Source organism: Cupriavidus oxalaticus (assembly GCF_004768545.1).
GTDB lineage: Bacteria > Pseudomonadota > Gammaproteobacteria > Burkholderiales > Burkholderiaceae > Cupriavidus > Cupriavidus oxalaticus_A.
The window spans coordinates 1129171-1154251 of record NZ_CP038635.1; the positions used below are offsets into that span (position 1 = coordinate 1129171).

The 25081-nt window shown below is 68.0% G+C and carries 23 protein-coding genes; 15 read left to right on the forward strand and 8 right to left on the reverse strand.

Translation table 11 applies throughout. The annotated features are described in order from the left end of the window. Window positions 1-12 precede the first annotated feature (12 nt). From iscU to iscX, 7 genes are all read left to right on the forward strand, one after another. Window positions 13-411, forward strand: coding sequence for a Fe-S cluster assembly scaffold IscU (gene iscU / locus E0W60_RS16045; RefSeq protein WP_010809025.1), 399 nt, complete (start codon window positions 13-15; stop codon window positions 409-411). Window positions 412-452: 41 nt separating this feature from the next. After that, window positions 453-773 carry an iron-sulfur cluster assembly protein IscA gene (iscA, locus tag E0W60_RS16050; protein ID WP_010809024.1) on the forward strand — a complete coding sequence of 107 codons (321 nt, stop codon included), beginning with the start codon at window positions 453-455 and terminating at the stop codon, window positions 771-773. Between the two features lie 22 nt (window positions 774-795). After that, window positions 796-1035, forward strand: a complete 240-nt coding sequence (locus E0W60_RS16055; protein WP_135704934.1) for a DUF3565 domain-containing protein — start codon at window positions 796-798, stop codon at window positions 1033-1035. Window positions 1036-1090: 55 nt separating this feature from the next. Continuing rightward, window positions 1091-1609, forward strand: coding sequence for a Fe-S protein assembly co-chaperone HscB (hscB, locus tag E0W60_RS16060; RefSeq protein WP_133097585.1), 519 nt, complete (start codon window positions 1091-1093; stop codon window positions 1607-1609). Between the two features lie 107 nt (window positions 1610-1716). Continuing rightward, on the forward strand, window positions 1717-3582 hold the full coding sequence (gene hscA / locus E0W60_RS16065) for a Fe-S protein assembly chaperone HscA (RefSeq protein WP_133097584.1): 1866 nt from the start codon (window positions 1717-1719) through the stop codon (window positions 3580-3582). 40 nt (window positions 3583-3622) lie between these two features. Beyond that, a complete protein-coding gene (gene fdx / locus E0W60_RS16070; protein ID WP_111519648.1) occupies window positions 3623-3961 on the forward strand; it encodes an ISC system 2Fe-2S type ferredoxin in 339 nt (112 codons plus the stop codon). A 34-nt stretch (window positions 3962-3995) separates the two neighbouring features. Further along, window positions 3996-4190, forward strand: coding sequence for a Fe-S cluster assembly protein IscX (gene iscX, locus E0W60_RS16075; protein WP_133097583.1), 195 nt, complete (start codon window positions 3996-3998; stop codon window positions 4188-4190). Between the two features lie 78 nt (window positions 4191-4268). On the opposite strand, the gene E0W60_RS16080 is transcribed toward iscX, so the two are convergent. The 4 genes from E0W60_RS16080 to prfB form a co-directional block, all read right to left on the reverse strand. Next, on the reverse strand, window positions 4269-5042 hold the full coding sequence (locus E0W60_RS16080; RefSeq protein WP_135704935.1) for a glycine zipper 2TM domain-containing protein: 774 nt from the start codon (window positions 5040-5042) through the stop codon (window positions 4269-4271). Window positions 5043-5279: 237 nt separating this feature from the next. Next, window positions 5280-6836, reverse strand: a complete 1557-nt coding sequence (gene lysS, locus E0W60_RS16085; RefSeq protein ID WP_135704936.1) for a lysine--tRNA ligase — start codon at window positions 6834-6836, stop codon at window positions 5280-5282. Between the two features lie 51 nt (window positions 6837-6887). After that, the gene (locus tag E0W60_RS16090) at window positions 6888-7646 is read right to left on the reverse strand and encodes an SDR family oxidoreductase (RefSeq protein ID WP_133097580.1); all 759 of its coding nucleotides are present in this window, start codon (window positions 7644-7646) and stop codon (window positions 6888-6890) included. Window positions 7647-7776: 130 nt separating this feature from the next. Then, a protein-coding gene (prfB, locus tag E0W60_RS16095; RefSeq protein ID WP_135704937.1) for a peptide chain release factor 2 occupies window positions 7777-8881 on the reverse strand; the annotation gives its coding sequence in 2 pieces (ribosomal slippage) (window positions 7777-8799 and window positions 8801-8881; 1104 coding nt in all). A gap of 204 nt (window positions 8882-9085) precedes the next feature. Here prfB and E0W60_RS16100 point away from each other — a divergent pair. Next, on the forward strand, window positions 9086-9817 hold the full coding sequence (locus E0W60_RS16100) for a peptidoglycan DD-metalloendopeptidase family protein (RefSeq protein WP_135704938.1): 732 nt from the start codon (window positions 9086-9088) through the stop codon (window positions 9815-9817). Window positions 9818-9844: 27 nt separating this feature from the next. On the opposite strand, the gene recJ is transcribed toward E0W60_RS16100, so the two are convergent. Both recJ and E0W60_RS16110 read right to left on the reverse strand, forming a co-directional pair. Next, on the reverse strand, window positions 9845-11551 hold the full coding sequence (gene recJ / locus E0W60_RS16105) for a single-stranded-DNA-specific exonuclease RecJ (protein WP_135704939.1): 1707 nt from the start codon (window positions 11549-11551) through the stop codon (window positions 9845-9847). Between the two features lie 52 nt (window positions 11552-11603). Beyond that, complete coding sequence (locus E0W60_RS16110) at window positions 11604-12710, reverse strand: hypothetical protein (protein ID WP_135704940.1); 1107 nt, start codon at window positions 12708-12710, stop codon at window positions 11604-11606. A 146-nt stretch (window positions 12711-12856) separates the two neighbouring features. Between E0W60_RS16110 and E0W60_RS16115 the strand changes: the two genes are divergently transcribed. The 4 genes from E0W60_RS16115 (at window position 12857) to E0W60_RS16130 (ending at window position 18224) form a co-directional block, all read left to right on the forward strand. Continuing rightward, window positions 12857-14107 carry a lipoprotein-releasing ABC transporter permease subunit gene (locus E0W60_RS16115; protein ID WP_135704941.1) on the forward strand — a complete coding sequence of 417 codons (1251 nt, stop codon included), beginning with the start codon at window positions 12857-12859 and terminating at the stop codon, window positions 14105-14107. After that, window positions 14100-14840 carry a lipoprotein-releasing ABC transporter ATP-binding protein LolD gene (gene lolD, locus E0W60_RS16120; RefSeq protein ID WP_133097574.1) on the forward strand — a complete coding sequence of 247 codons (741 nt, stop codon included), beginning with the start codon at window positions 14100-14102 and terminating at the stop codon, window positions 14838-14840. The genes E0W60_RS16115 and lolD overlap by 8 nt, the downstream gene beginning before the upstream one ends. 22 nt (window positions 14841-14862) lie before the next feature. Then, window positions 14863-15714, forward strand: coding sequence for a TatD family hydrolase (locus E0W60_RS16125; RefSeq protein WP_135704942.1), 852 nt, complete (start codon window positions 14863-14865; stop codon window positions 15712-15714). Window positions 15715-15785: 71 nt separating this feature from the next. Next, window positions 15786-18224, forward strand: a complete 2439-nt coding sequence (locus E0W60_RS16130; RefSeq protein WP_135704943.1) for a DNA internalization-related competence protein ComEC/Rec2 — start codon at window positions 15786-15788, stop codon at window positions 18222-18224. Between the two features lie 12 nt (window positions 18225-18236). Here E0W60_RS16130 and E0W60_RS16135 read toward each other — a convergent pair whose 3' ends face one another. Then, a complete protein-coding gene (locus tag E0W60_RS16135) occupies window positions 18237-19553 on the reverse strand; it encodes an IS4 family transposase (protein WP_135704128.1) in 1317 nt (438 codons plus the stop codon). Window positions 19554-19641: 88 nt separating this feature from the next. After that, the gene (locus E0W60_RS16140; protein WP_135704944.1) at window positions 19642-20592 is read right to left on the reverse strand and encodes a MurR/RpiR family transcriptional regulator; all 951 of its coding nucleotides are present in this window, start codon (window positions 20590-20592) and stop codon (window positions 19642-19644) included. 255 nt (window positions 20593-20847) lie between these two features. Between E0W60_RS16140 and edd the strand changes: the two genes are divergently transcribed. From edd to E0W60_RS16155, 3 genes are all read left to right on the forward strand, one after another. After that, a complete protein-coding gene (edd, locus tag E0W60_RS16145) occupies window positions 20848-22743 on the forward strand; it encodes a phosphogluconate dehydratase (RefSeq protein ID WP_135704945.1) in 1896 nt (631 codons plus the stop codon). Window positions 22744-22797: 54 nt separating this feature from the next. Further along, window positions 22798-23283 (forward strand): gluconokinase, encoded by a 486-nt coding sequence (locus tag E0W60_RS16150; protein ID WP_133097527.1) that lies wholly within the window; start codon window positions 22798-22800, stop codon window positions 23281-23283. A 322-nt stretch (window positions 23284-23605) separates the two neighbouring features. Beyond that, on the forward strand, window positions 23606-25081 hold the full coding sequence (locus tag E0W60_RS16155) for a circularly permuted type 2 ATP-grasp protein (RefSeq protein WP_133097526.1): 1476 nt from the start codon (window positions 23606-23608) through the stop codon (window positions 25079-25081).

The window sequence follows — 25081 nt, forward strand, 5'->3', positions numbered from 1 at the left end:
GAGGTAAGCAAAATGTCATACAGCACGAAGGTTCTCGACCACTATGAAAACCCCCGCAACGTCGGTTCGTTCGACAAGAACGACGATGCGGTCGGCACCGGCATGGTCGGCGCCCCGGCTTGCGGCGACGTGATGAAGCTGCAGATCAAGGTCAACGAGGCTGGCGTGATCGAAGACGCCAAGTTCAAGACCTATGGCTGCGGCTCGGCCATCGCCTCGTCGTCGCTGGTGACCGAGTGGGTCAAGGGCAAGACCGTGGACCAGGCGCTGGAGATCAAGAACACCCAGATCGCCGAGGAACTGGCGCTGCCGCCGGTGAAGATCCACTGCTCGATCCTGGCTGAAGACGCGATCAAGGCCGCTGTCGAAGACTACAAGAAGAAGCACGGCGCCGAGCAGAAGGCCGCCTGATCCTGTCGATCGACAAGCGAAGCACGAAGGAAGACGCAACGATGATCACGATGACCGAGAAGGCGGCCAAGCACGTCGCCCGCTACCTGGAACGCCGCGGCAAGGGCGTGGGCCTGCGCCTGGGCGTGAAGACCACCGGCTGCTCGGGCCTGGCCTACAAGCTGGAGTATGTGGACGAGCTGCTGCCGGAAGACGCGGTGTTCGAGTCGCACGGCATCAAGGTCATCGTCGACGCCAAGAGCCTGCCGTATATCGACGGCACCGAGCTCGACTATGCGCGCGAAGGGTTGAATGAAGGGTTCCGCTTCAACAACCCCAACGTCAAGGACGAGTGCGGCTGCGGCGAGTCCTTCACGGTCTGAGCAGCACATCGCGGTAGCGTCGGTGGAGCGCAGCATCACCGGGTTCCACCGGGACGAGGAAGGCCACTGGGTGGCCGAACTCGATTGCGGCCATGGCCAGCACGTCCGGCACGATCCGCCGTGGCAGTTGCGGCCGTGGACGCAGAGCGTGCAGGGCCGCGCCGGCATGATCGGCACGCGGGTGAACTGCCTGAAGTGCGACCGCAATGAAGCGCCGGCGGAGTGGGCGCTGGCGCGGGCCAGCCAGCCTGCCGGCCGGTGATGGCGGCGAATGGACGAAGGGGCGGCGCGGCCGCTCTTTTTTCTTGGGGAAGCAGTTGAAAGACGATTTTTTTGCGCTGTTCGGCCTGCCGGCACAGTTCGGCGTCGACGAGGCCGCGCTGGACGCGGCCTATCGCACCGTGCAGTCGCAGGCGCACCCGGACCGCTTCGCCAACGCCGGCGATGCCGAGCGCCGCGTGGCCATGCAGTGGGCCGCGCATGCCAACGAAGCGTACCGCACGCTGCGCCAGCCGCTGCGCCGCGCGACCTACCTGCTGAAGCTGCGCGGCGTCGACGTGCAGGCGGAGAACAACACCGCCATGTCGCCCGCCTTCCTGATGCAGCAGATGGAGTGGCGTGAAGCACTGCAGGAAGCGGTGGAAGCGCGCGACGTGGACCGCCTCGATGCGCTGCTGCGCGAGCTGCGCCGGGAAAAGCGCGAGCGCCACGCCGCAATGGGCGCGCTGCTCGACGCCGGCGACAACGAAGCCGCCGGTGGCGCGGTCCGCCAGCTGATGTTTATCGAGAAGATCGAGCACGATACCAGCGAGGCTATCGACCGGCTGGAAGACTGACCGGCACGATTGCCGGGGCCGTGACACAATGGCGCCCGGCTTGAAAACCGCACCCATGCCGCCCGCATGGCGGTTTCCCCTGCCGTACAAGACAGCGAAGAATTACCATGGCACTGCTCCAGATTTCCGAACCCGGCATGTCGCCGGCGCCCCACCAACGCCGCCTGGCCGTCGGCATCGACCTCGGCACCACCAACTCGCTGGTGGCCGCGGTACGCAGCAGCATCCCCGAGGTGCTGGGCGACGAGCGCGGCCGCGCGCTGCTGCCTTCGGTCGTGCGCTACCTGCCGGACCGTACCGCGCATATCGGCTACCGGGCCCAGGACGAAGCGGTGCGCGATCCCAAGAACACCATCGTCTCGGTCAAGCGTTTCATGGGCCGCGGCCTGCGCGACGTGGCCAATATCGAGCACAGCCCGTACGATTTCGTCGATGCGCCGGGCATGGTGCAGATCAAGACCGCCGCGGGCGTGAAAAGCCCGGTGGAAATCTCGGCCGAGATCCTGGCCACGCTGCGCCAGCGTGCCGAAGACACGCTGGGCGACGACCTGGTCGGTGCGGTCATCACCGTGCCGGCCTATTTCGATGAGGCACAGCGCCAGGCGACCAAGGACGCCGCGCGCCTGGCCGGCCTGGAAGTGCTGCGCCTGCTGAACGAGCCCACCGCCGCGGCCATTGCCTATGGCCTCGACAACGCCGCCGAAGGCGTCTACGCGGTCTATGACCTGGGCGGCGGCACCTTCGATATCTCGGTGCTCAAGCTCACGCGCGGCGTGTTCGAAGTGATGGCCACCGGCGGCGATTCCGCGCTGGGCGGCGATGACTTCGACCAGCGGCTGCTGTGCTGGATCGTCGAGCAGGCCAGCCTGCAGCCGCTGTCGGCGCAGGACATGCGCCTGCTGATGGTGCGCGCGCGCGCCGCCAAGGAAGCCCTGTCGGAAGCGGACAGCACCGTGATCGACGCAGTGCTCGACTCCGGCGAGATCGTCCACCTGACGCTGACCGACGAGACCTTCGAGAAGATCACCGCCAATCTGGTGCAGAAGACACTGGCACCGGTGCGCAAGGCGCTGCGCGACGCCGGCGTGACGCCCGACGACGTCAAGGGCGTGGTGCTGGTCGGTGGCGCCACGCGCATGCCGTCGATCCGCAAGGCGGTCGGCGACTACTTCGGCCAGACCCCGCTGACCAATCTCGACCCCGACCGCGTGGTGGCGCTGGGCGCCGCGATGCAGGCCAACCTGCTGGCCGGCAACCATGCGCCGGGCGAAGACTGGCTGCTGCTCGACGTGATCCCGCTGTCGCTGGGCGTCGAGACCATGGGCGGGCTGGTCGAGAAGATCATCCCGCGCAACAGCACCATCCCGGTGGCGCGTGCGCAGGAGTTCACCACCTTCAAGGACGGCCAGACTGCGATGGCGATCCACGTGCTGCAGGGCGAGCGCGAGCTGGCCAGTGACTGCCGCTCGCTGGCGCGCTTCGAGCTGCGCGGCATCCCGCCGATGGTGGCTGGCGCGGCGCGCATCCGCGTGACCTACCAGGTCGACGCCGACGGCCTGCTGTCGGTGACCGCGCGCGAGACGCATTCGGGCGTGGAAGCCTCGGTGACGGTCAAGCCGTCGTACGGGCTGGCCGACGACGATATCGCGCGCATGCTGCAGGACAGCTTCCGCGAAGCCGAGCACGACATGAAGAGCCGTGCGCTGGCCGAGGAACGTGTCGAGGCCGACCGCCTGGTCGAGGCCACCGAGCGTGCGCTGCAGACCGATGGCGACTTGCTGTCGGCCGAGGAGCGCGCACAGGTCGAAGCGCTGATCGCCGGCGTGCGCGAGATCGCCAGGGGTGAAGATCACCTGGCGATCCGCGCCACGGTGGAAAAACTGTCGCACGGCACCGATGAATTCGCCGCCCGCCGCATGGACCGCTCGATCAAGAGCGCGCTGGCCGGGCGCAAGGTACAGGAACTGGGCTGATCACCGCGCCTGCACCGCACTACAGAACCCAGGAAACGACATGCCACAGATCATTGTTTTGCCCCACGTCGAATACTGCCCGGAAGGGAAGGTGATCGAAGCCGAGAAGGGCGTCAGCGTCCTCGACTCGCTGCTTTCCCACGGTATCGAGCTCGAGCACGCGTGCGAGAAATCCTGTGCCTGCACCACTTGCCACGTGATCGTGCGCGAAGGCTTCGATTCGCTCAACGAGGCCGAGGAGAAGGAAGAGGACCTGCTCGACAAGGCCTGGGGCCTGGAGCCGAATTCGCGCCTGTCTTGCCAGGCCATCGTCGACGAGGAAGACCTGACCGTCGAGATTCCCAAGTACACCATCAACCACGCCAAGGAAGGCCACTGAGCCGCCGGCACAGATCTCAGCGGAGAACGAACCCATGAAGTGGACCGATACCTACGATATCGCCGCCGCGCTGTACGACAAGTATCCTGACGTCGACCCGGCCGGCGTGCGCTTTACCGACCTGCGCAGCTGGGTGCTGGAGCTCGACGGCTTCGCCGACGATCCGGCGCGTTCGGGCGAGAAGATCCTGGAGGCGATCCAGCAAGCTTGGATCCAGGAAGCGGAATAAGCTCTCGGTATCGGAATGAAGCAGAAAGGCCGGCGTGATCGCCGGCCTTTTGCATTGGTGCAGCGCGAATTTGGAGGGTCAGCCTCGCACCAGCGCACCGTTTTCCATGTGCACGCGCTCGCCGACCTGCACCGCGGGGTCCTGCTCATACGTGAAGGTGCGGTGGCTGCCGTCATCCATGCGGACGCGCACCTGATAGTGGGTGTCCTTGCTCACGGCCTTTTCGATCTGGTTGCCTGCGACGCCGCCGCCCACCGCACCGACAACCGTGCCGACGATGCGGCCATTGCCCTTGCCCACCTGGTTGCCCAGCAGCCCGCCCACCACGGCGCCGCCGAGCGCGCCCAGGCCGCTGGTGTTGGGCTTCTGGGTCTCTATCGGCGTGACGGCGACGATGCGGCCGGCATATGGGCTGCCCTTGGCGGCCGGGCGCTCGGTGGCGGCGCTCTGGCTGGCGCGGGGCTCGCTATCGCGCTGGGCGGCCTGGCGCGCGGGAGCGGTGCGCGGTGCCGCTTGCGTCGGCTGCGAGGAAGTGGCGTTCTGGCGCGATTGCGCGGGCTGGCCGTCGTCGTAGACAGGCGGACGCGTAGTACTGCCTGGCGGCGGGGCGGTCTGCGTGGTGACCGGCAAAGGCCCTTGCGGCGCCTGTGCAGCTTGCTGGCTTTGCGGTGCGTGCAGATCAGGGTCGGCCTTGCCGAGCGGCAGCACGCCGGTGACGGCGGCGACGGCGGTCAGGCTGGCAATGACCACGGCCACGGCTGCCGCGCCGATCAGCGGATGCAGCCGGCGCAGCGGCGGCAGCGGCTGCAGCGGTGTGGGGGTGTGGTCGTGCGAAGTGGCTTGGCTCTGCATTGTGGCTCCGGTGCGGCGATGGCCGCGATGGGATGGAACCAGTTTGGCGGAAGCGGGGGGCGTTTTCCGTTTGTTTTTGTAAATATATGTAGGCGGAAAAGGCCTTTTGTATCAATGGGTTGGGCGTGGCTTGGTGCGGCGGGGAGGTGGGGCTGTAACAGAGGATGGCCCGTGCGGCGTGTCTTGACCTACCGCTTGTGTGCTCCCTCTCCCGCTTGCGGGAGAGGGAGCACACCGTCAGTCTTCCTTGCGCAGGTGCGGGAACAGGATGACGTCGCGGATATTCGGGCTATCCGTCAGCAGCATCACCAGGCGATCGATGCCGATGCCGCAGCCGCCCGTCGGGGGCATGCCGTATTCCAGCGCGCGGATATAGTCGGCGTCGAAATACATCGCCTCCTCGTCGCCGGCATCCTTCTGCTCGACCTGCTTGCGGAAGCGGTCGGCCTGGTCCTCGGCATCATTGAGCTCCGAGAAGCCGTTGGCGATCTCGCGGCCGGTGATGAACAGCTCGAATCGCTCGGTGATGCCCGGCACCGTGTCCGAAGCGCGCGCCAGCGGCGAGACCTCGACCGGGTAGTCGACGATGAAGGTCGGCTCCCACAGCTGGCTCTCGGCGGTTTCCTCGAACAGCACCAGCTGCAGCGTGCCCAGCCCGGCATTGAGGAACTGCGGCGCGTTGGTGTTGACGCCGAACTTCTTCAGCTCGACGCGCAGGAACTCGGCATCGGCCAGTTGCGCGTCGGTGTACTGCGGCGCGAACTTCTGGATCGCCTGGCAGATGGTCAGGCGATGGAACGGCTTGGACAGGTCGAGCTCGCGGTCCTGGTAGGTCAGCACGGCGCTGCCGCGCGCGTCGATCGCGGCCTTGCGGATCAGGTCTTCGGTGAAGTCCATCAGCCAGCGGTAGTCCGTGTAGGCCGCGTAGAACTCCATCATGGTGAACTCGGGGTTGTGGCGCGGGCTCACCCCCTCGTTGCGGAAGTTGCGGTTGATCTCGAACACGCGCTCGAAGCCGCCGACGACCAGGCGCTTCAGGTACAGCTCGGGCGCGATGCGCATGAACATCTGCATGTCCAGCGCGTTGTGGTGCGTGATGAACGGCTTGGCCGCGGCGCCGCCCGGGATCGGGTGCAGCATCGGCGTTTCCACTTCCATGAAGCCGGCGTCGGCCATATGGCGGCGCAGCGAGGAGATCGCGTTGGTGCGGGCACGGAAGGTGTTGCGCGTTTCCGGCGACACGATCAGGTCGACATAGCGCTGGCGGTACTTCATCTCCTGGTCGGCCAGGCCGTGGAACTTGTCCGGCAGCGGACGCAGCGACTTGGACAGCAGGCGCAGCTCGCGCACCTGCACCGACAGCTCGCCCTTGTTGGTGCGGAACAGCTCGCCGCGGGCGCTGATGATGTCGCCCAGGTCCCAGTGCTTGAAGGCGGCGTAGACCTCTTCGCCGACCTTGTCGCGGGTGATGTAGAACTGGATCTGGCCGCTGCCGTCCTGCACGGTGGCGAAGCTGGCCTTGCCCATCACGCGCTTGAGCATCATGCGGCCGGCGATCGCGACCTCGACCGGGCTGGCTTCGAGCGCGGCCTGGTCGGACTCGCCATACTGCGCGTGCAGCGCGGCGGCCTGGTGGGTGGGGCGGAAATCGTTGGGGAAGGCCACGCCTTGCTGGCGCAGCGCGGCCAGCTTCTCGCGCCGCTCCGCGATGATCTTGTTCTCGTCGACGGCGGGCGTGTCCGCGGCGGCTGGCTTGGTCTGCGACTTGGCCTGGTCGTGATTCGGTTCGGTCATGATGTCTTCTAGCGTCGCACGCGGCGGGCCGCGCGCGGGATCAGTATGGCTTCAGTAATTGCGGAGATCGTCCAGCTCGGTGCTGCCGAAATCCGGGCGGTGCAGGTAGGCGACGATGCGGCCCGCGGTTTCCTCGGCGGAAGCGAGCTGTTCGTTCGCCTTCAGGTCGCGGAAGCGCTGGACCTGGGCAAAGTCGGCGTTGCGGATCACGTTCTGCATGCCGGTATCGATCACGCCCGGCGCCAGCGCCACCGCGCGCACGGTGCGCGGTGCCGGTGCCTGCGCATACTCGGCGTTGACCGAGCGCATGAACATGTCCAGGCCCGCCTTGCCGGCGCAGTAGGCGCTCCAGCCCTCGATCGGGCGGCGTGCCGCGCCGGAAGAGATCGCCAGCACCTTGCGCGGGCAGTCGAACTTCTCGGTGCGCTCCAGGAACGCAGCGGTCATCGTCATCGGCGCCGCGAGGTTGGTCAGCAAGTGCGGTACCAGCGTGCTTTCCTGCAGGCGCGAGACCGGGCCGATCGGCTCGACCACGCCGGCGTTCAGGATCAGCGTGGCGCTGGCCGGCGGCTGGTCGAGGGTATCGATCACGCTGGCCAGCCAGGTGGCCGCGGGGCCGGCCTGGGACAGGTCCTGCAGGTGCCAGGCCACCGGCACGCCGCTCATGGTGGCGATGCGCTCCAGCTCGTTGTTGCGGCTGCGCGCCACGCAGATCAGGCGGTTGCCCGGCACGAGCAGGGCGTTGGTCAGTGCCGCGCCCAGGCCGCGCGAGGCGCCGGTGATGATGTAGAGGTGATTGGCTTCGCTCATGGTGCCCCGGTCGGAGATGTCGCCCTGCCGCCGTGCGGTGCGGCGCGGGCGGCGGTACAGCGTTGGATGGATTGCTGTGCCGCCGCCGGCCGCGCCGGCAGGGCGGGCGGCGCGGACAACGGTCGTTGCCTTACAGTCCCTGCTTGAGGCTGGCCTCGATGAACGGGTCCAGGTCGCCGTCCAGCACCTTCTGGGTATTGGACATTTCCACGTTGGTGCGCAGGTCCTTGATGCGGCTCTGGTCCAGCACGTAGGAGCGGATCTGGTGGCCCCAGCCCACGTCGGTCTTGCCGGCTTCCAGCTTGTCGGCCTCGGCCTGGCGCTTGCGCATCTCGTGCTCGTACAGGCGCGACTTCAGCATCGACATGGCCTCGGCACGGTTGCGGTGCTGCGAGCGGTCGTTCTGGCACTGCACCACGATGCCGGTCGGGATGTGCGTGATCCGCACGGCCGAATCGGTCTTGTTGATGTGCTGGCCGCCGGCACCCGAGGCGCGGTACGTGTCCACGCGCAGGTCGGCCGGGTTGACTTCCACTTCGAACGAGTCGTCCACCTCGGGGTAGACGAACACCGACGAGAACGAGGTATGGCGCCCGCCCGACGAATCGAACGGCGACTTGCGCACCAGGCGGTGCACGCCGGTCTCGGTACGCAGGTAGCCGAAGGCGTATTCGCCCTCGATCTTGATGGTCGCGCTCTTGATGCCGGCCACGTCGCCTTCGGACTCTTCCAGCACCTCGGCCTTGAAGCCCTTGCGCTCGCAGTACTTCAGGTACTGGCGCAGCAGCATCGAGGCCCAGTCGCAGGCTTCGGTGCCGCCGGCGCCGGCCTGGATGTCGATAAAGGCGTTGGCCTGGTCCATTTCGCCGGAGAACATGCGGCGGAATTCCATGCCCGCCACAATCTCCTCGAAGCCCTGGACGTCGGTTTCGATCGATTCGAGGGTCTCGTCGTCGCCTTCTTCCTTGGCGAGCTCGAACAGTTCCTCGGCACCGCTAAGGTCGTCCGTGAGCTTGCCGAGGACGCTTACCACGCCCTCGAGGGCCTTCTTTTCCTTGCCGAGATCCTGGGCGCGCTTGGGGTTGTTCCAGACGTCCGGGTCTTCCAGCAGGCCGTTGACTTCGTCCAGCCTTCCTACTTTGACATCGTAGTCAAAGATACCCCCGTAGATCTTCCGTCCGGGAACGGAGATCGGAGATGGCACTGGAGATGGCGTTGAGGCGTTCTGCTTCCATGATGTTCCTGCGCTTCGAAAACCTTGAATTATAGCGGATTGGTGCCCGGGATCGGTCGCGGATTCGGGCATTTGCGGCGGCCATGGCGTGCCGCGCGGCGAACGGAAAGGCCATGCGATGGTCTATCCGGCGGTGCCGGGCAGCGCACGCGGCGATAATACGCATTCGCAAGCCGCCCCCCGGCATGAAGACAAACAGGGACGCATGACGAAAACCAGACATGACATCGAGGCAGGCCGGCGCCGCGCGCTGGGCCTGCTGCTGGCCGCCACCGCCGCCGCGGTCGCGGCCGGCTGCGGCACCACCGGCGGCCCCGTGCCGGATGGCTATTACCGCGTGGAACGCGGCGATACGCTCTATTCGATCGCCCGCAAGCACGGCCGCACCGTGCGCGACCTGACCCGCTGGAACAGCGACATCGCCAGCCCCAGCCAGATCGAAGTGGGCCAGCTGATCCGCGTGCGGCCGCCCGGCGGCAGTGCCGCCGCCTCGGCCGGCTCGACCGCCTCGACCGGCACCGGCCAGGCCGTCACCGATACCCCACGCGCCGACAGCGGCGCGTCAAGGCCGCCCGCCAGCAGCATCCGCCTGCAATGGCCGGCCGACGGCCGCGTCATCGCGCGCTACTCGCCGCCCGCCAGCAAGGGCCTGACCATTGCCGTGCCGGCCAACGGCACGGTGCGCGCCGCCGCGGCCGGCCGGGCCATCCATGTGGGCAACCTGCGCGGCTACGGCATGCTGGTGATCGTCAAGCACAACGACGACTGGCTGACCGTCTACGGCAACCTGGACCAGCCGCTGGTCAGCGAGGGCACCACGGTGGCGGCCGGGCAGGACGTGGGCCGCATGGGCGCCAGCGCCAGCGAACTGCATTTCGAAGTGCGCGCCAATGGCAAGCCGGTCGATCCGGCGGCCTATCTCCCCGCGCGCGGCTAGGACCGGGGCGATGCCCCGGCCGGCACGCTATTGCGCGTGCTCGATCACCAGTTGCACGCGCGTGACGCCGTTGAAGGTGTTGTTGTCGAGCCGGTAGGCCACCTGCGCGCTGGCCCCGAGCGATTCGGCGTGGTTGAACCAGATCGCATCGAAGCGCTGGCTGCCGCGCCCGAGCTGCAGCTTCAGGTGCTTGCCCTTGAGCACGCTCTGGCGCAGCACGTCGAACTCGCCGCAAAAGGTCGGTGCCGGGAAGCCCTGGCCCCACACCTGCTGCTCCAGCAGGGTGACGAATTCTGGACTGAAGCAGTGGTCCTCGATATCGCCGTCGGTCTCGATCACGCGCGCGAGCTGGTCGTCGGTCAGCCATTCCTTGCCGACCGCTTCGAAGGCTTCCTGGAACTCGGCAAAACGCTCGGCGCGCACGGTCAGGCCGGCCGCCATGGCATGGCCGCCGAACTTGACCATCATGCCGGGGCAGCGCTTGGACACCAGGTCGAGCGCGTCGCGCAGGTGGAAGCCCGGGATCGAGCGGCCCGAGCCCTTGATGGTGGCTTCATCGCCGGGCGCGAAGGTGATGGTGGGGCGGTGGTACTTGTCCTTGAGCCGCGATGCGACGATGCCGATCACGCCCTGGTGCCAGGTGTCGTTGAACACGCTGACGGTAAAGCGCGCCGACGGATCCGGGCCGGCAAGACCGGCCATGGGCTGCTCCAGGATCTGCAAGGCCTCCTGCTGCATGCCGGCCTCGATATCGCGCCGCTCGCGGTTCATGCTGTCGAGCTCCTGGGCGATTTCCCAGGCGCGGTTGGCATCGTCGGTCAGCAGGCATTCGATGCCCAGCGACATGTCCGCCAGCCGGCCGGCCGCGTTCAGGCGCGGGCCCAGCCCGAAGCCGAGGTCGAAGGTATTGGCACGCGACGCCTCGCGGCCCGCGGCGCGGAACAGCGCCGCCACGCCCGGCTGCATGCGTCCCGCGCGCATCCGCCGCAGGCCCTGCGCCACCAGGATGCGGTTATTGGTGTCGAGCTTGACCACGTCGGCGACGGTGCCCAGCGCCACCAGGTCGAGCAGCGTCTGCAGCGGCGGCTGGGTGGCCTGGGTGTAGACGCCGCGCCGGCGCAGCTCGGCGCGCAGCGCCAGCAGCACGTAGAACATCACGCCCACGCCCGCCAGGTTCTTGCTCGGGAATTCGCAGCCCGGCTGGTTCGGGTTGACGATCACCGCCGCGTCGGGCAGTTCGGCGCCCGGCAGGTGGTGGTCGGTCACCACCACGTCGATCCCCAGCGCATTGGCCGCGGCCACGCCGTCGACGCTGGCGATGCCGTTGTCGACGGTGACGATCACGTCCGGCTGCTGCCTGGCCGCCAGCGCCACGATCTCCGGCGTCAGGCCGTATCCGTACTCGAAGCGGTTGGGGACGATGTACTCGACCCGCGCGCCCAGCATGCGCAGTCCGCGCACCCCGACCGCGCAGGCGGTGGCGCCGTCGCAGTCATAGTCGGCGACGATCAGCAGGCGCTTGCCGGCGGCGATGGCGTCGGCCAGGTAGGCGGCGGCATGGCCGATGCCCTTCATGGCGCCCGGTGGCACCAGTTCAGGCAGGTCGGTCGCCAGCTCGGCGGTGCGGGCCACGCCGCGCGCGGCCAGGATGCGGGCCAGCGTGGGATGCAGTCCGGCGGCGGCCAGCGTGGAGACGTGTTCGGAGGAATAGGTGCGGATGGCGATCCGGGTCATGGCGGGGCGGTCTTGTTCTTGCGATGGGTCGTTGGCTGGCGTTCGGCGAGGTTCAGGCGGCAAAGGCGAGGTCGGACAGCAGCGCGCGCCAGTCGCCGCGCTGGCCCATGCCGCGCCAGAACTTGCGCAGGTCGGCGCGGGTCACGGTGAACTCGGCAAAGTGGTTCTCGCCGCCCAGCACCAGCGTCACGCCGCCGATGCCGCCTGCGGCCAGCGCCTCCAGCGCCGGTGCGAACCAGTCGGCATCGAGCGCATGCATGCGCTCGATCCACAGGCCCCAGTCCTCCGTGATATGGGCTTCGGTGGCGAGTTCCAGCATCGCCAACGCCGATCCCCCGGGCGCCGCCACGCCGGCCAATCCCGCTGGCACGGGCAATACGCGGCTGCCGGCGGCCAGCGCCAGCCCGGCCAGGAACGGGTCGTCGCTCAGTACCGTGTCGGCCAGGCGCGGCACGGCCTGCAGCGTGCCGCCGCCATACAGCCAGACCGAGTTCACCGGCAGCTCGCCGCGCGCCTCGCGGGCCTGGTTGACCGGATGGTCGAACCAGGTCATCTGGATCTCGTTCTGTACCCGGCGCCAGTCGCGCGCACGCTCGCCGGCCTGCATCCAGATATCGATGTTGCGCCCGGCCGCGCGCAGCGGCGTGGTCGCTACCAGCGGGCCGAACACTGACTCGGGAAGGTACCAGCGCACCGGGCAGGGCGTCTGCAGCGCGATGCCGGATTCCTGCAGCAGCGGCTCGATGGCGGCGTGCAGCGCGGCCGCCTCATCCGGCCGGATGCCGAGATGCGCCGGCGGCATCAGCACCAGGTGGTCGCGTGCCGCGTGGATGTGCACCGGCTGCAGGCAGGCCCAGGACTGGCCGTCCGCCGCCAGGGCGGCTGCGCTGCTGTCGGCCAGCCGCATATAAGGCGCCGACGGCACCCGGCCTGTGTCGAGCCCCGTCTTGGCGGCCAGCCAGCGTTCCTGCGGCAGGCTGCGCAGGAACGGGTCGTCGTGCCGCTCGCGCGGGCCCGGCGTGGCCCGCGTCAGCAACTTTCCGAGCGCTGGCAGCTCCAACTGCCGCAGCAGCGCGCCGGGAATGACGTCGTCACGGCCGTCGTCGCCGGCGCCCGGCGGGACGGAAAAGGGCACAATCAGGGTCAGGTGCGTCATCATGGTGGCGAGATTGTAAACTTCCGGCTGGTCGATGCCAGTCCCGCGCCGCTTCCGTGCATCGTGGAAGGCGTTCGCCACGGCTCCCTGAGTGCCGCCGGCGCCCCTTGAAAGGGCGGCGGCGATATCCCGAAACAACAGGAATCCTCTTGAACTTTCCCTACGAGTGGCAGATCGGCTGGCGATACACCCGCGCCAGCAAGCGCGCCAGCCGCAACACCTTTATTTCGTTTATCTCGATGATCTCGATGTTCGGGATCGCCCTGGGCGTGGCCGCGCTGATCGTGGTGCTGTCGGTGATGAACGGCTTCCAGAAAGAAGTGCGCGACCGCATGCTGTCGGTGCTGGCGCATATCGAGGTCATCGGCCCGTCGTCGCTGCCCGACTGGCAGCACACCGCGGCCGAGGCGTTGCAGAACAAGGAAGTGGTCGGCGCCGCGCCCTATGTGGCGGCGCAGGCCATGCTGACCCGCGACGATGCCGTGCGCGGCGTGCTGCTGCGTGGTGTCGAGCCGTCGCAGGAACCCAAGGTCTCGGACATCGGCAGCCAGTTCAAGTCCGGCAGCATGAACGCGCTGGTGCCGGGCGAATTCGGCATCGCGCTGGGCAACGAGCTGGCCAATGCCATGGGCGTGCAGGTCGGCGACAAGGTTACGCTGGTCGCGCCGCAGGGCACCATCACGCCGGCCGGCGTGCTGCCGCGGCTCAAGCAGTTCACCGTGACCGGCATCTTCTCGTCGGGCCACTTCGAGTTCGACAGCGCGCTGGCGCTGGTCAACATGCATGACGCCGAGACGCTGTTCCGCCTGAGCGGACCTACCGGTGTGCGGCTGAAGCTGCAGGACATGCAGCGCGCGCCGCAGGTGGCGCAGCAGCTCGCCGGCACCATGTCGGGCGAGCTGTACCTGCGCGACTGGTCCAAGCAGAACCGCAACTGGTTCGCCGCGGTGCAGACCGAGAAGCGCATGATGTTCATCATCCTGACGCTGATCATCGCGGTGGCCGCGTTCAACCTGGTGTCGACGCTGGTGATGACCGTGACCGACAAGCAGGCCGATATCGCCATCCTGCGCACCATGGGCGCGCAGCCCCGCTCGATCATGAAGATCTTTATCGTGCAGGGCGTCGCCATCGGCTTTATCGGCACCATCCTGGGCGTGGCCGGCGGTACGCTGATCGCGACCAATATCGACGTGATTGTGCCGTTTATCGAGCGCGTGCTCAGCGTGCAGTTCCTGCCGCGCGACATCTATTTCATCAGTGAATTGCCTTCGGATCCCCGCGTGAACGACATCGCCACCATCGGCATCATTTCCTTCGTGCTGGCCACGCTGGCCACGCTGTACCCCAGCTGGCGTGCCGCCCGCGTCAACCCCGCGGAGGCGCTGCGCTATGAGTGAAGCCGTGCTGCAAGCGGATACCGCCCCCAATGCGGCGGGCCAGGCGGTCGCCGGTTCGCCGGTGCTGGTGGCGGAGGGCCTGACCAAGCGTTTTCGCCAGGGCGGGCTCGATGTCGAAGTGCTGCGCGGCGTGGACGTGCGCGTCAATGCCGGCGAGAAGGTCGCCATCGTCGGTGCATCCGGCTCGGGCAAGAGCACGCTGCTGCATGTGCTGGGCGGGCTCGACAATCCCGACTCGGGCCGCGTTGCGCTGCTCGGCAAGCCGTTCACGGCGCTGCGCGAGCGCGAGCGCAATGTGGTGCGCAACCGCTCGCTGGGCTTTGTCTACCAGTTCCATCACCTGCTGCCGGAATTCACCGCGCTCGACAACGTGGCGATGCCGATGCGTATCCGCGGCATGACGCAGCACGATGCGCGCGGCACGGCGCAGGCGATGCTGGAGCGCGTGGGGCTGGGCGGCCGCTCCAAACACCGGCCGGGCGAGCTGTCCGGCGGCGAGCGGCAGCGCGTGGCGATCGCGCGCGCGCTGGTGGGGCAACCCGCCTGCGTGCTGGCCGACGAACCGACCGGCAACCTCGACGACCATACCGCCGGCGGCGTCTACGATCTGATGCTCGAACTGTCGCGCACGCTCGGCACCAGCTTCGTCATCGTCACCCACGACCTCGACCTGGCCGGCCGCTGCGACCGCGTGCTGCGGCTGCGCGACGGCCACCTGCACCAGGAACGCTAGGCCGGGCCCCCGCCATTGCACCATGTGGATCGACACCCACTGCCATCTCGACGCGCGCGAATTCGACGCTGACCGGCGCCAGGTAGCCGACGCGGCCGAGGCCGCCGGCGTGCGCGGCATGGTCGTGCCGGCGGTGGCGGTGTGGAATTTCGAGGCGGTGCGCAAGCTGGCGCACGACGACTCGCGCTGTGTCTACGCACTCGGCATCCATCCGCTCTGCTCGCCCGGTACCGGGCAGGCCGATATCGATGCGCTGCGGCGCGAGGTGGCGGCCAGCATGGGCGATCCGCGCTTCGTCGGCATTGGCGAGATCGGGCTCGATTTCTTTGTCGCCGGTCTCGATAGCAATCACCAGGCCTGGCTCTATGCCGAACAGTTGAAGATCGCGCGCGAATTTGACCTGCCGGTGCTGCTGCATGTGCGCAAGTCGCAGGACCAGGTCGGCGCGCAGTTGCGCAAGCTGGGCGTGAAGCGCGGCATCGCCCATGCGTTCAACGGCAGCCATGAGCAGGCGCGGCGCTTTGTCGAGCAGGGCTTCAAGCTTGGCTTCGGCGGCAACCTGACCTTCAGCCGCGCGCGCCAGATCCGACGGCTGGCTACGGACATGCCGCTGGAGGCGCTGGTGCTGGAAACCGACGCTCCCGATATCGCACCCGCGTGGCTTGCCGACGACCAGTTCGGCGAGCAGCACAAGGTGCGCAACACCCCCGCCGAAGTCGCCGGCGTGGCGCGCGTGCTGAGCGATCTGCGCGGCATCGATGCCGCGGCGCTGGCGCAGGCAACCTGGCGCAATGCCGTCGAGGCACTGCCGCGGCTGGCTGCGTTCGCCGAATCCATGGCGCCGGCCACACACACAACTTCCACGATTTCCTGACAGGCTGACAAGCTTTCCGCTGCATCGTGCGGTTACAACTCTGGCTGTGTGCAATCAGCCGGGGAGATGCCGTGCGCGTGTTCGTGGTGGCGTTCGTCGCGGGATGCTGGCTGCTGCAGCAGCAGGCAACGCTGCCGCGGCAGGACGTCGTGCGCGTGGCCGCTGCCGGTCTGGTGCTGGCGGCCATCGCGATGCTGCTGCGTGGCAGGCGCCTGCGTGCCGCATGGCGGGGACTGGTGCTGGCCGCCGTGGCCGCGGTGGCCGTTGGTGCCGCGTTCTGCTGGGCGGCATGGCGCGCCGATATGCGCTTGCGGGAGTGGTTGCCCGCATCGCTCGAATCGCGCGATCTCGACGTGCAGGGTGTGGTTTCCGGATTGCCGTCCGAATCAGCGGGCGGCGTCCGCTTTGCCTTCACCGTCGGGAAGACCGTGCCGGATGGGGCGGACGAACCAGGATTGACGTTGCCCGGCCGGCTGCTTCTCCACTGGCGCGACGCGCCGCCTGACCTGTACCCCGGCCAGCGCTATACCCTGACCATACGCCTGCGGCGCCCGCGCGGACTGGCCAATCCCTTCGGCTTCGACTATGCCTATTGGCTGCTGGCGCAGGGCTATGGCGCGACGGGCTACGTACGACGCGCGCATGGTCCGCCGCAGGAGGCAACGCGGGAACGGCTCGCATGGCGCATCGAAGCGTGGCGCGCGGCAGTGCGCGATCACCTGCGCGCGGCGCTGCCGGATGATGCGCGCTATGGCCCGGTGCTGGTCGCGCTGGTGATCGGCGACCAGCGCGGCATCGATACGGAAGACTGGCAGTTGTTCCGGCGTACCGGCATCAGCCACCTTGTCAGCATTTCAGGCCTGCACATCACCATGATCGCTGGCATGGCGGGGTCGTTCGCCGGCATGCTGTGGCGGCATTCGTTCGGGCTGGGGCGCCGGCTGCGCCGGCCGCTGCCCCTGTGGCTGCCGGCCAGGCACGCGGCCCTGGTGACGGCGGTAGCCGGTGCGGTGACATACGGGCTGCTGGCCGGGATGCAGGTGCCCGCGTTGCGCACGGTGGCGATGCTATGCGTGGCCGCACTGGCGGTGTGGAGTGGGCGGGCACCGCCGGCGTCGGTGGTGCTGGCTTGTGCGGCACTGGCGGCGTTGCTGCTGGATCCGTGGGCGGTGATGTCGCCGGGCTTCTGGCTGTCTTTCGGCGCGGTGGCGGTGATCTTCTACGCTGCCCGGTCCGGGCATGGCGCGCCGGAAACTCGCTGGCAACGCATGCGTGCCACGCTTGCCGCCGCGGCGCGCACGCAATGGGCGGTCACAGCCGGGCTGGTGCCGCTGACGCTGTTGCTGTTCCAGCAGGTGTCGGTGGTGTCGCCGCTCGCCAATGCTATCGCGATCCCGGTGGTCAGCCTGCTGGTGACGCCACTGTCGCTGGCTGCCGCCGCCGCGCCGGCCATGCTGGCCACGCCGTTGCTGGCCGTCGCGCACCAGGCCATGGTATGGCTGGCCGCCTTGCTGGGTTGGCTTTCCGGCCTGCCGTGGGCCATGTGGGAGGCGCCGGCATCGGGGCCGTTGCCGCTGCTGCTCGCCCTGCTCGGGATCGCGCTGTTGCTGGCGCCGCCTGCCAGTGCCGCGGCGCGCCTGCATGGCGGCCTGCTGGTGTTGCCGCTCGTATTGGCGCGCGGCCCGCCGGTGGCGCATGGCGAGTTCCGTGCGGTGATGCTCGACGTGGGGCAGGGGACCGCGGTGCTGGTGCAGACGCGTACGCATGCGCTGCTGTACGACACGGGCCCTGGCTATGCATCGGGCTCCAGTGCGGGCGCGCAAGTGGTGGTGCCGGTGCTGCGCGGCCTGGGTCTCGGCCGGCTCGACCAGCTGATGGTCAGCCATGAAGACGCGGATCATGCCGGTGGTGTGGCTGACGTGGCGGCGGCGGTGGCCGTAGCGGCGCGCAGTACCGGCGCGCCGCCGCACCATGCCTTGCTCGGGCCGCCAGCATCCGGCTGGGCGCCGTGCGCGGACGGCCAGCAATGGGACTGGGACGGCGTGCGTTTCACGGTGCTGCATCCGTTGCCATTGCAGTCGCAACAGGCGGCGATCGCCAGCAACGCCCGTAGCTGTGTGCTGAGCGTGGCGACCGCGCGGCATCGCCTGTTGCTGACCGGCGATATCGGCGTGGCCGAAGAACGCGCGCTGATCGACAGGCTGCCGCCCGAAGCGCTGCATGCCGACGTGATGGTGGTGGCGCACCACGGCAGCGGCACCTCTTCCGGTGCAGCGTGGCTGGACGCGGTGCGGCCCCGGGCGGCGGTATTCCAGCTTGGCTATGCCAACCGCTACCGCCACCCCCGCGCCGACGTGTGGGAGCGCTATGGACGCGCCGGCATCGCGCGCTACCGCACTGACGAAACCGGCGCGGTGACCATGGCCACCGCGCCGGCGGGCTATACGCTGTCGGTGTTCCGGCAGGCTGAGCCGCGCTATTGGCGCACCAGGCCGGATGCGCCGCGCTAGCGGTAATGCCGTTCAGTTAAGGTCCTTTCTGAGGAACCGGACGGTGTAGCGCTTAGGCAGGGCTTTGACTTCACGGGGGCACTTACGCCCCCGTCGCTTTTGGACGATCGCCAACTGAAGTTTGGCGCGCATGCGCTGCAGATGGGCCGGCAGCTTGCCTGGGGCCATGCCGGCTGCCCAGATCAACTCGCCCTGTATCAGGCGCAAGGCCAGCACAAAGCTCAAGTCGGTGGGCTCGGCGCGGGCCTCGAGCGCAGCCTTGGCCATCTCCAGACGCACCAGGTTGTACGCAATCAGTGCCCCCCAGATTTCCTGATGCACGCCCTCAGGCTGGCGGCTGCGCAAGGTCAGTTCGGCCCCGAGCATCGTCTGCTTCAGTTCTCGATAGCTGGTTTCGATTTCCCAACGGCGCTTGTAGCACCCAATGATGTCGGCTGCCTTGAAGCGCCGACGGTCTGTCAACGAGGTCAACAGGACGCGGTCTGAGTCCTCGTCCCGGATCGCGCGAGCTGTCCAAGTCTCTGGCAAGGCAGGATTCTTGCGGCGAGCCTGAGGCGAGACCTTCATCTGGACGATGCCATCGCCCTCGTTGCCTGAGAGCAACTCCCACTGCAGATTCTTCTTAGCGGGGATCAGGAAGTGGCGCTCGCTGCCGCCCATGCGCAAGCCCCACAGGATCTCTGCGGCCAGAAAGCCCTTGTCAAAGATCGTTAACGAATGATCCGGGATCCGCTCAATGAGCTCCTTGGCATAGAGCATCTCGTTGCGCCCATAGCAGCCAAAGGCGATATCGGCAACAAGATGGGTGGGAACAGCCGTGAGCGAGACCCCGCGGACTTGTGGATAGCTGGCGACCTTGCCGCTGGCGTAGCTCTGCGCGCCAAAGTGGAGGCGATTCTCAGGGCTATCGGCAGTGCGGAAGGTGGTCCCATCCATGGCGTAAAGCGCCAAGCCCTTCCATTTGTAGTGCGCAGCATCCTGAGCCACCCACGCCCGTGCGGTCTGCTCGAACAGCCACAACAGAGGCTTGTCTCCAAGCCGCTCGCGGGCTTGGGCGATCCCGCTCTTGCTGACACAGGCGTTGGCATCGTTGGGCAGTGCCAGGTCCAGCGTCTCCAGCACATCGGGAATCGATTGGTGCCGATAGAGCGCCAGCGCGATGACCAGCCAGACCACCTGCTCTGCTGGCAGTCGGCGCCGGCGAACGGACGCTGTCCCCGAGGCTGCCAGCGCTTGCTCAATCCAAGCCATCGGCAGGTGCTCGCTGAGCCGGGCAAAACTGGCCGGCTCACTAAGCTCAAGGGTGGCGTGGACTTGTTCCGATAGCATCGGAACGGCAAGTTAACAGCTCGACACCTTGTTTACAACCCCTGCAAAGAAAAATGCCGTTCAGACTTAACTGAACGGCATTACCGCGCTAGCGGGCCTTGCGGCGTCGCGCGCGGGTGGCCGCCGGGGCAGGTTGCGCGTCGGCGGCAGCCGGCTGGGGCTTGGCGCGGCCTCGGGCAGGCGGCAGCGTGCGTGCCGGCTCGGCGCCCGCGATGCGGCGTTCGCGCAGGTGGGCCTTGGCACGCTGCAGCCCGGCGGCAACCGTTTCCGCGCGCTCCAGTGCCACGCCCGCGGCCAGCACGTCGCCAAGCACCAGGTGGCTGATGCGCGAGGTCATCGGCGTATAGACCTCGCTGTCTTCCTCGACATCGGAAAACACGCAAACGTCGGCCAGCTTGGCCAGCGGCGAGCCGCTGTGGGTGATCGCCAGCACGCTGGCGCCGCTGCTGCGCGCCAGCGTGGCGGCAGTCAGCATGTCCCAGGTGCGGCCGCTGTTGGACACCAGCACCGCCACGTCGCCGGCGCCGAGCAGCGCGGCGGACATGCTGAAGACATGCGGGTCGGAATAGGCGACGGTCGGGATGCCGAGACGGAAGAACTTGTGCTGGATGTCGAGCGCGACGATGCCGGAATTGCCGCAGCCGTAGAACTCGATGCGGCGGGCGCGCGCCAGCAGGTGGATGCCGTGTTCGATCTGGTCGGCCGACAGCGCGTTGCGCACGCTCATCAGCGTGGCGATGGTGCGGTCGAACACCTTGCCGGCGATGTCGGCGGGGCGGTCGTGGGCGTCCACATCCTGGTGCACGAATGGCATGCCGCCGCCGACGTTCTGCGCGAATTGCAGCTTGAACTCGCGGAAGCCGTCGTAGCCCAGTGCGGCGCAGAACCGTGCGATGGTGGGCTGCGACACGCCTGCGCGCTCGGCCAGTTCGGGCATCGACAGGCGGATAACGGCGGCGCCGTGCTCGGCGACGTAGTCCGCCAGACGGCGTTCGGAGGGGCGGAGCGTGTCGTAGACGGCAAGGATTCGGTCGCGCATGGCGGCGGGCGGATATCAGGTTGTTCGGGATTCTCTAATGTAGAGATTCTACATCCGTTGGCGAGGCATCGTGCCCGAAATCGTGCCCGCCTGGCTGTCAGGGTTTGCCCGTGATGTGGGAAAACAAGCAAGATTGAGCGCCATTGTGATGCATGATCCAGTCGACGGCGGCATTGCTATCGGTAATAATGTAGAAAATCTACATGCGATCGCGCCGCTTTGGTGCTACGCCCCGACAAAAGGAACGCCTCCGCCATGCCCATTGCCGTCCATGCCGAGCTGTTGGCCGTCACCGAACGCATCGTTGCCCGCAGCCGCGCCAGCCGTGCCGCCTACCTTGCACGCTGCGAGCGTGCGCAAGCCGAGCTGGGACCGCTGCGCGGCATGTCCTGCGCCAACCTGGCGCACGGCTTCGCCGCACTGCCAGCCAACGACAAGCTGAAGCTGCGCGTCGACCATGCGCCCAATCTCGGCATCGTCACCGCGTACAACGACATGCTGTCGGCGCACCAGCCCTATGAGCGCTACCCCGGCGTCATCCGCGAAGCCGCGCGCGCGGTCGGGGCCGTGGCGCAGGTGGCGGGCGGCGTGCCGGCGATGTGCGATGGCATCACGCAGGGCAACGCCGGCATGGAGCTGTCGCTGTTCTCGCGCGATGCGATTGCCATGGGCACGGCCATCGCGTTGTCGCACAACACCTTCGATGCGGCGCTGATGCTGGGCGTGTGCGACAAGATCGTGCCGGGCCTGCTGATGGGCGCGCTGCAGTTCGGCCACCTGCCGGTAGTGTTCGTGCCGGCGGGCCCGATGGCCACCGGCCTGTCCAACAAGGAGAAGGCGCGCGTGCGCCAGCTTTACGCCACCGGCCAGGTTGGCCGCGATGCGCTGCTCGAGGCCGAATGCCAGGCCTACCACGGGGCCGGCACCTGTACCTTCTATGGCACCGCCAACAGCAACCAGTTCCTGATGGAGATCATGGGCCTGCACCTGCCCGGCGCGGCCTTCGTCCACCCGGACAGCGGCCTGCGCGATGCGCTGACGGCCGCGGCGGCGCAGCGCGCGATTGCGCTGAGTGCGCGCGGCAGCGACTACCTGCCGCTGGCGCGCATCGTCGACGAGCGCGCCGTGGCCAACGCCATGGTCGGCCTGCTGGCGACAGGCGGCTCGACCAACCACACCATTCACCTGGTGGCCATGGCGCGCGCCGCCGGCATCATCATCGACTGGGACGACTTCGACCGACTGTCGCGCATCACGCCGCTGCTGGCGCGGGTGTACCCGAACGGCTCCGCCGACGTGAACCACTTCCATGCCGCCGGCGGGGCCGGGCTGATTATCCGCGAGCTGCTGCAGGCCGGGCTGCTGCATGAGGACGTGCAGACCGTCGCGGGCCCGGGCCTGGCGCGCTACACGCAGGAGCCGGTGATGCGCGATAGCGTGCTGCAATGGCGCGAGGGGGCGACGGCAAGCGGCGACGCCCAGGTCGTTGCCAGCGCCGCGGCGCCGTTCTCGCCCGAAGGCGGGCTGCGGCTGATGCAGGGCAACCTGGGCCGCGGTGTGATCAAGGTCTCGGCCGTGGCGCCCGAGCATCGCGTGGTTGAGGCGCCGGTGCGCGTCTTCGATGCGCAGGAAGCGCTGCAGGCCGCGTTCGATGCCGGCGAACTGAATGGCGACCTGGTCGCCGTGGTCCGCTTCCAGGGGCCGAACGCCAACGGCATGCCCGAGCTGCACCGCCTGACGCCGGTGCTGGGCGCGCTGCAGGACGCCGGCCACAAGGTGGCGCTGGTGACCGACGGGCGCATGTCGGGCGCGTCGGGCAAGGTGCCTGCGGTGATCCACGTCGGCCCTGAGGCACTGGCCGGCGGCGCGCTGGCCCGCGTGCGCGACGGCGACCGCATCCGCGTCGACGCGGTCGCCGGCGTGCTGCAATGGCTGGGCGACGAGGGCGAGTTCGCGGCGCGCGAGCCGGCGCCGGCCCCGGCCGACGATTTTGCCCGGTTCAGCCTCGGGCGCGGCCTGTTTGGCTCGTTCCGGCGCCATGCGCGCATCGCGGAAGAGGGGGGCAGCGCACTCGACCTGTCCGAAGCGGATGCCGGCGCCGCGCCAGGCGCATCCGCCGCTGCCGTGGCGGCGCAAACCGTCGCACAATAGCCTTGCGCACCTGCCTCACGACAGCAAGACGATACCAAGACCGACGGAGCAGACATGATCTATATCCTGATGGGCGTTTCCGGCAGCGGCAAGACCACGGTCGGCCAGCTGCTGGCGCAGCGCCTGGGCTGCGGCTTCCATGACGCGGACGAATTCCACAGCGAGGCCAACAAGGCCAAGATGCACGCGGGCATCCCGCTGACCGACGAAGACCGCTGGCCCTGGCTGGCGGCGATGCGCGCCGCCATCGACACGGCGCGCGCCGAAGGCCGGACCCACGTGTTCACTTGCTCGGCCCTGCGCCAGGCGTACCGCGACCGGCTCACGCCGCCAGACGGCGGCGTGACCTTCGTCCACATGAAGGGCGATGCCGCACTGATCGCCGGGCGCCTGTCCGCCCGCACCGACCACTTCTTCAATCCCGAGCTGCTGCAGAGCCAGTTCGATACGCTGGAAGCGCCGCGCGACGCGCTGGAGCTCGATATCCGCCAGTCGCCCGAAGTCCTGGTGGACACCATCCTGCAGGCTTCCGCTCGCTGAGCCTTTCGCCCGCGATCCACCGCGCCATCGCAATGACGGCCGCCAGCCTCGCCGGCGGCCGTTTTTGCGTGCGCTGGCAGACATCTTGCTAGCTCACTTTCCGTGCCGGCCAGGATTCGCCAGCTTGCGGCTTTCGCCGGTACAGGTATGCTGAAAGGGCCAGTGACTCGACAGTATCGCCGCGCCAATGCCATCGGAGACCCTCCCGGGCCCCGGGGCAATAACGCGGCGGGCTTGTGGCAGGACAGCCAGGTCAAACCAGGGCGGCCGGATGCGGGGCAGTGGCAGCACCCGACGCCCACTACATGGAGGAACGGCCATCATGGCAGGGCGGTTTTTCGACGAGATGCTGGACTGGCGCGCCGACGGGGCGCCCACGGTCATCCAGGCAGGGCAGGCATTGCCCGACGGGGCGGTACGCCCGCATTACCGGCATTTCGCTGACTGGCTGGCGCGGCAGTCCGGCGGCACCATGGACAACAAGCGGGCCGAGGCGGACCTGATCTTCCGGCGCGTGGGCATTACCTTTGCCGTCTATGGCGACAAGGACGAAGCCAACAGCGGCACCGAGCGCACCATCCCGTTCGACGTGATCCCGCGCATCTTCCCGGCCAGCGAATGGGCGCTGCTGGAAAAAGGCCTGCGCCAGCGCGTGGCTGCGCTGAACCGGTTCATCCACGACATCTACCACGGCCAGGACATCATCCGGGCCGGCGTGATCCCGCCCGATCAGATCTACAACAACGCCCAGTACCGACCCGAGATGCTCGGCGTCACCGTGCCGCACGACATCTATGCGCACGTGGCCGGCATCGACGTGGTGCGTGCCGGCGAGGGCGAGTTCTACGTGCTGGAAGACAACCTGCGCGTGCCCTCCGGCGTGTCGTACATGCTGGAAAACCGCAAGATGATGATGCGGCTGTTCCCGGACCTGTTCGCACGCAACCGCGTCGCGCCGGTGGCGCACTATCCCGACCTGCTGCTCGACATGCTGCGCGGCGTATCGCCGCAGGCGATCGCCGATCCCACGGTGGTGGTGCTGACTCCGGGCATGTATAACTCGGCGTACTTCGAGCACGCCTTCCTGGCGCAGCAGATGGGCGTTGAACTGGTCGAAGGCAGCGACCTGTTCGTCGAGGACGACCACCTGTTCATGCGCACCACGCAGGGGCCGCAGCGCATCGACGTGATCTACCGGCGCGTCGACGACGACTTCCTCGACCCGCTGGTGTTCCGGCACGATTCCGCGCTTGGCGCGGCCGGGCTGCTGTCGGTCTACCGTGCCGGCAACGTGACCATCTGCAATGCGATCGGCACCGGCGTGGCGGACGACAAGTCGATCTATCCGTACGTGCCCGACATGATCCGCTTCTACCTCGGCGAAGAGGTCATCCTCAACAACGTACCCACCTACATGTGCCGGCGTCCCGACGACCTGCAGTACGTGCTCGACCATATGCAAGAGCTGGTAGTCAAGGAAACCCACGGCGCCGGCGGCTACGGCATGCTGGTGGGTCCGGCCGCGACGCGCGCCGAGATCGATGCCTTCCGCGAGGTGGTCAAGGCCAGGCCCGAGCAGTACATCGCGCAGCCGACGCTGGCGCTGTCGACCTGCCCGACCTATGTGGAGTCGGGCATCGCCCCGCGCCATATCGACCTGCGCCCGTTCGTGCTGTCGGGCAAGGAGGTGCGCATGGTGCCCGGCGGGCTCACGCGCGTGGCGCTGCGCGAGGGCTCGCTGGTGGTCAATTCCTCGCAAGGGGGCGGCACCAAGGACACCTGGGTGCTCGAACGATGA

Bases quoted from the DNA above. Each gene is read 5' to 3' on its own strand.
- iscU (WP_010809025.1), top strand. From the start codon at position 13: ATGTCATACAGCACGAAGGTTCTCGACCACTATGAAAACCCCCGCAAC.
- iscA (WP_010809024.1), top strand. From the start codon at position 453: ATGATCACGATGACCGAGAAGGCGGCCAAGCACGTCGCCCGCTACCTG.
- hscA (WP_133097584.1), top strand. From the start codon at position 1,717: ATGGCACTGCTCCAGATTTCCGAACCCGGCATGTCGCCGGCGCCCCAC.
- fdx (WP_111519648.1), top strand. From the start codon at position 3,623: ATGCCACAGATCATTGTTTTGCCCCACGTCGAATACTGCCCGGAAGGG.
- iscX (WP_133097583.1), top strand. From the start codon at position 3,996: ATGAAGTGGACCGATACCTACGATATCGCCGCCGCGCTGTACGACAAG.
- E0W60_RS16080 (WP_135704935.1), bottom strand. From the start codon at position 5,042: ATGCAGAGCCAAGCCACTTCGCACGACCACACCCCCACACCGCTGCAG.
- lysS (WP_135704936.1), bottom strand. From the start codon at position 6,836: ATGACCGAACCGAATCACGACCAGGCCAAGTCGCAGACCAAGCCAGCC.
- E0W60_RS16090 (WP_133097580.1), bottom strand. From the start codon at position 7,646: ATGAGCGAAGCCAATCACCTCTACATCATCACCGGCGCCTCGCGCGGC.
- E0W60_RS16100 (WP_135704938.1), top strand. From the start codon at position 9,086: ATGACGAAAACCAGACATGACATCGAGGCAGGCCGGCGCCGCGCGCTG.
- recJ (WP_135704939.1), bottom strand. From the start codon at position 11,551: ATGACCCGGATCGCCATCCGCACCTATTCCTCCGAACACGTCTCCACG.
- E0W60_RS16110 (WP_135704940.1), bottom strand. From the start codon at position 12,710: ATGATGACGCACCTGACCCTGATTGTGCCCTTTTCCGTCCCGCCGGGC.
- lolD (WP_133097574.1), top strand. From the start codon at position 14,100: ATGAGTGAAGCCGTGCTGCAAGCGGATACCGCCCCCAATGCGGCGGGC.
- E0W60_RS16125 (WP_135704942.1), top strand. From the start codon at position 14,863: ATGTGGATCGACACCCACTGCCATCTCGACGCGCGCGAATTCGACGCT.
- E0W60_RS16135 (WP_135704128.1), bottom strand. From the start codon at position 19,553: ATGCTATCGGAACAAGTCCACGCCACCCTTGAGCTTAGTGAGCCGGCC.
- E0W60_RS16140 (WP_135704944.1), bottom strand. From the start codon at position 20,592: ATGCGCGACCGAATCCTTGCCGTCTACGACACGCTCCGCCCCTCCGAA.
- edd (WP_135704945.1), top strand. From the start codon at position 20,848: ATGCCCATTGCCGTCCATGCCGAGCTGTTGGCCGTCACCGAACGCATC.
- E0W60_RS16150 (WP_133097527.1), top strand. From the start codon at position 22,798: ATGATCTATATCCTGATGGGCGTTTCCGGCAGCGGCAAGACCACGGTC.
- E0W60_RS16155 (WP_133097526.1), top strand. From the start codon at position 23,606: ATGGCAGGGCGGTTTTTCGACGAGATGCTGGACTGGCGCGCCGACGGG.